The sequence below is a fragment of the Phytoactinopolyspora endophytica genome (assembly GCF_004138495.1).
GTDB lineage: Bacteria > Actinomycetota > Actinomycetes > Jiangellales > Jiangellaceae > Phytoactinopolyspora > Phytoactinopolyspora endophytica.
The window spans coordinates 418,978-423,268 of sequence record NZ_ML142849.1; the positions used below are offsets into that span (position 1 = coordinate 418,978).

Sequence of the window (4,291 nt, forward strand, 5' to 3'; positions counted from 1 at the left end):
CTTCGCGTCGTCGATCTCGGTCTTCCGCCGGGCGGACATCCCGCCCGTGCCCCGCTGGTTCCGCCGCATCATCCGGCCGGCCGTACCGCGTCGTCGTCCAGTCCGGGGAGCTCATGGCCGAGCCGGTCCCGTTTGGTCCGCAGATACCGCAGGTTCTCCGGATGCGCTGCCACCGGCAGCTGTACGCGTTCGGCCACCGTGATCCCATAGCCGTCGATGCCGGTGAGCTTCGCCGGGTTGTTCGTCATCAGCGCGATCGACTCTACGCCGAGGTCCGCGAGGATCTGGGCGCCGACGCCGTAGTCGCGGGCATCGGCCGGCAGCCCCAGCTCGACATTCGCATCGACCGTGTCGTGGCCGTTGTCCTGCAGCTCGTACGCCTGCAGCTTGTGCGCGAGGCCGATGCCGCGGCCCTCGTGCCCGCGCATGTAGACCACGGCCCCGCGGCCTGCGTGCGCCACCATCGCCAGTGCGGCCTGTAGCTGCGGGCCGCAGTCGCATCGCAACGAACCGAACGCGTCCCCGGTCAAGCACTCGGAATGCAGCCTCGCCAGCACCGGGGTCTCCCCGGTCACGTCGCCCATCACGAGCGCCACGTGCTCGCCGCCATCCACCAGGTCGCGGTAGCCATAGGCACGGAAGGTCCCGTGCACCGTGGGCAGCCGGGTGTCCGCGACCCGCTCGACGTGGCTCTCGGTCCGGCGGCGGTAGCGGATCAGGTCGGCGATGGACACCATCGCCAGGCCGTGCTCGTCGGCGAACTCTCGCAGCGCCGGCGCACGCATCATCGAGCCGTCGTCGTGGACGAGCTCGCCGATCGCCCCGGCGGGCGCCATCCCGGCGAGCCGTGCGAGATCCACCGCCGCTTCGGTGTGACCGGGCCGGCGCAAGACGCCGCCGTCCTTGGCCCGCAGCGGGAACATGTGCCCCGGCCGGGTCAGATCGTGTGGCTCGGTGCCGGGATCGGCCAGCACCTGCGCGGTGTGCGCCCGGTCCGCGGCCGATATCCCGGTGTCGACACCATGGCGCGCGTCCACCGACACCGAGTACGCCGTGCCCTTACGGTCCTCGTTGACGGCCGTCATCGGGGGGAGCTCCAGCCGATCCAGCTCGGAGGCGAGCATAGGCACGCAGACCACCCCGGACGAGTGCCGGACCATGAACCCCATCAGCTCCGGCGTGGCACACGACGCCGCGAAGGTCAGGTCGCCCTCGTTCTCCCGGTTCTCGTCGTCGACCACGACGACGGCGCGCCCGGCGGCGATCTCCTTGATCGCCCGCTCGATCGAGTCGAGCCGGATCTCGTTATCCATGAGCATGCGCTCCTTCGCATTCCGCAACCGCGTACGCCACGGCTGCCCTGATCGGCCGCGTCGGCCGCCGGTTCCGGTTCATTTCGTCAGCTCCGGGCTGGCCAGGCGCTCGACGTACTTGGCGATGACATCGACCTCGAGGTTGACCTCGTCGCCGGGCCGCCGTTGCCCCAGAGTGGTGAGCTCGAGCGTCGTCGGGATGAGGCTCACCTCGAACCAGTCGTCGCCGCCGGCCTCACTGACGCCGGAGACCGTGAGCGAGACTCCGTCGACGGCGATCGACCCCTTCTCGACGACGTACCTGCTCACGGCCGGCGGCAGGCTGACGCGGACCACGTCCCACCGTTCGCTGTGCGCCCGGCTGAGCACCACGCCGACCGCATCGACGTGGCCTTGGACGATATGCCCGCCGAGGCGGTCACTCGCCTTGACCGCGCGTTCCAGGTTGACCGGGTCCTCGGCGTTGAGCGCTCCGAGCGCGGACCGATCCAGTGTCTCCCGCATCACGTCGACGGTGAACGTCGACGTGCCAGCGTCGACGTCTACCACGGTGAGGCACACGCCGTTCACCGCGATCGACGCGCCGTGCACGGCGTCGGAGGTGACCACCGGGCCACGCAGCGTCAGCAGGGCCCAGTCCTCCGTGGCCTCTAGCTTCACGACGCTGCCGAGCTCTTCCACGATTCCGGTGAACATCTCTTGTCACTTCTCCTTAACGCTGGACTCTGTGCCGTACGGTCGGGGCATCGCGACGATGCGCACGTCGCCGCCGAGGGTGGTGATATCGGTCGTGTCGAGCCGGATCGCCTGATCGATGCTGGTGATACCGGCGTAGGCGAGTGCGTTCGCTCCGGCGCCGAGCAGCGCCGGAGCGATGTAGGCCACGACGCGGTCGATCAGGCCGGCCGCCCACAGCGCGCCGGCCAGGCTGGGCCCGCCCTCCACGAGGACGTATCGGCGGCCCCGGTCATAGAGAGCGGCCATGAGCTTGGCCAGGTCGACGCGGCCATCGGGGGTGGCGCCCACTTCGTCCGCGGTCGCGATCCAGGTCGGAGCCGTGTCATCGCGCACCTTCGCCTCGGCGGGCGTGCGACCCGCGGAGTCGACGACGAGGCGCAGCGGCTGGGCGTCGTAAGGCAGAGTGGCCCCGGCGTCGCGAGCGGTCAGCTGGGGATCATCGGCGGCAACCGTCCCGGCCCCGGCGACGATCGTGTCCACCGCCGCCCGTAGCCGGTGCACGTCAGCGCGGGCGGCTTCACCGGTGATCCAGCGGCTGGAGCCGTCGGCGGCCGCGCTACGCCCGTCGAGCGTCGCGGCGTATTTCCAGACGACGAACGGCCGCCCGGTCCGGAATGGGGTCAGCCAGCGTGCGTTCACCGTGGCGGCCTCGTCGGCCAGCACGCCGGCCTCGACATCGACGCCGTGGTCACGCAGACGCTGGGATCCACCGGCAGCGACCGCGTTCGGGTCTGCCACCGCGAACACGACGCGTGCGATCCCGGCCTGGATGAGTGCTGTGGTGCACGGACCGGTGCGGCCGTCGTGATTGCACGGTTCGAGAGTGACGAGCGCGGTCCCGCCGTGCGCTCGTGCGCCGGCCATCCGCAGCGCGACGACCTCGGCATGCGGTCCGCCGGGGTGTTCGTGCCAGCCCTCGCCGGCGACGTTCCCGTCCGTATCGAGGATCACGCAACCGACGTCGGGGTTCGGCGGGCTGGTGTACTGTGCCCGCGCCGAAAGATCGATGGCACGGCGCATCGCCGTACGTTCGGCCTGGCTGACCACCGGAGCGCCTCCTCACTCGTCATCCGAGCGCTCCGGGGCTGTGCGTCGCCAAGGCGACAAACCGGACATCATGTGCGCCGATGAGCCGTCGAAGACGGCTCGCGTCGCCGCGATGCCCGTCGTGTGCTGCCTCCCATCCGGACTTTCACCGTCGGTCCCGGATTTCCACCGGATCAACCGGCCGCCTCATCCAGACAGCGGACCGGGTCGCGGACTATCACCGCCGGTTCGGACTTTCACCGACCCCGGAGCACACGTTGCTTCTCTTGGCAGTGTAACCGCGCTGAGCCAAACCTTGTTCCGCGACCAGAACACAATGCGCCACGTTCAGCGTCTCGGCTTAGTTTAAGATTATCCACTAACGGTTCCGTATGTTTACGTACGGTTACCTGCGCTACAGTGACTATATTTGTGACCATCATCGCTCGCCTCGCTGAAGGGAGTTCAACATATGTCTACCACCACAGCCGAGACCCATCTACCACCAAATGGTGCTGTCGTTGCTAGCATTGCTAGCAACGACAGCCGTGGAGGTGACACGATGGCGACCCTGACCATTCGCAACGTCGATGAGGACCTCAAGGCCAAACTCAGAATTCAAGCCGCTGAGAACGGCCGATCCATGGAGGCGGAGGTACGTGCGATCTTGCACACGGCCCTCGCGCGTTCGGAGTCTCAGGTCGACATAGGAACCGTTATTCGCCGGCGGTTTGCCGGCATGGACGACACGTCCTTTCCACTGCCGGAGCGCACCGAGCTCGCGCGGCCCGCGGAGTTTCCCGAATGATCGTCCTGGACACCAACGTCGTCTCCGAACTGAGCAGCCCGGCACCCGAACCGGCCGTTGCCGCTTGGGCAAGCCGGCATCCGCGTGATGACGTGTTCATCACTGCAACGACCGTGGCCGAGCTACTCTTCGGCATACGGTGCTTGCCAGACGGTCGACGTAAGGAGGAGCTGACGATACGGATGGAGTCGGTGGTCGGGCAGGACTTCGACAGCCGAGTTCTCCCGTTCGACGTCGGCGCAGCGAAGGACTATGCCCTGATCGTGAGCAATCGCAGACGCCAGGGACGGCCGATCAGCGTTGCCGACGCTCAGATAGCTGCCGTCTGCCGGAACGTCTCAGCCACCCTCGCCACGCGTAACATTAAGGACTTCAGCGACACCGGCGTCAACGTGGTGAACCCATG

At 68.0% G+C, this 4,291-nt stretch carries 5 protein-coding genes and 1 riboswitch; of the genes, 2 read left to right on the plus strand and 3 right to left on the minus strand.

Features of this window, described 5'->3' with window-relative positions:
* Positions 1-68: 68 nt before the first annotated feature.
* From ELR45_RS01885 to ribD, 3 genes are all read right to left on the minus strand, one after another.
* The gene (locus ELR45_RS01885; protein ID WP_420813769.1) at positions 69-1,319 is read right to left on the minus strand and encodes a bifunctional 3,4-dihydroxy-2-butanone-4-phosphate synthase/GTP cyclohydrolase II; all 1,251 of its coding nucleotides are present in this window, start codon (positions 1,317-1,319) and stop codon (positions 69-71) included.
* A 72-nt stretch (positions 1,320-1,391) separates the two neighbouring features.
* Complete coding sequence (locus ELR45_RS01890; protein ID WP_129662973.1) at positions 1,392-2,009, minus strand: riboflavin synthase; 618 nt, start codon at positions 2,007-2,009, stop codon at positions 1,392-1,394.
* A 6-nt stretch (positions 2,010-2,015) separates the two neighbouring features.
* On the minus strand, positions 2,016-3,071 hold the full coding sequence (ribD, locus tag ELR45_RS01895) for a bifunctional diaminohydroxyphosphoribosylaminopyrimidine deaminase/5-amino-6-(5-phosphoribosylamino)uracil reductase RibD (protein WP_129663416.1): 1,056 nt from the start codon (positions 3,069-3,071) through the stop codon (positions 2,016-2,018).
* Positions 3,072-3,217: 146 nt separating this feature from the next.
* A riboswitch (FMN riboswitch) is annotated at positions 3,218-3,356 on the minus strand.
* A 283-nt stretch (positions 3,357-3,639) separates the two neighbouring features.
* On the opposite strand from ribD, the gene ELR45_RS01900 reads away from it, so the two are divergent.
* Together ELR45_RS01900 and ELR45_RS01905 are read left to right on the plus strand one after the other, a co-directional pair.
* Positions 3,640-3,885 (plus strand): FitA-like ribbon-helix-helix domain-containing protein, encoded by a 246-nt coding sequence (locus ELR45_RS01900; protein WP_129662975.1) that lies wholly within the window; start codon positions 3,640-3,642, stop codon positions 3,883-3,885.
* A partial coding sequence (locus ELR45_RS01905; RefSeq protein WP_165367386.1) for a type II toxin-antitoxin system VapC family toxin occupies positions 3,882-4,291 on the plus strand: 410 nt, incomplete at its 3' end. The genes ELR45_RS01900 and ELR45_RS01905, both read left to right, overlap by 4 nt.

What these genes read in the sequence shown, in the direction of transcription:
- ELR45_RS01885 (WP_420813769.1), bottom strand. Translation starts at nt 1,319, where the DNA reads ATGCTCATGGATAACGAGATCCGGCTCGACTCGATCGAGCGGGCGATC.
- ELR45_RS01890 (WP_129662973.1), bottom strand. Translation starts at nt 2,009, where the DNA reads ATGTTCACCGGAATCGTGGAAGAGCTCGGCAGCGTCGTGAAGCTAGAG.
- ribD (WP_129663416.1), bottom strand. Translation starts at nt 3,071, where the DNA reads ATGCGCCGTGCCATCGATCTTTCGGCGCGGGCACAGTACACCAGCCCG.
- ELR45_RS01900 (WP_129662975.1), top strand. Translation starts at nt 3,640, where the DNA reads ATGGCGACCCTGACCATTCGCAACGTCGATGAGGACCTCAAGGCCAAA.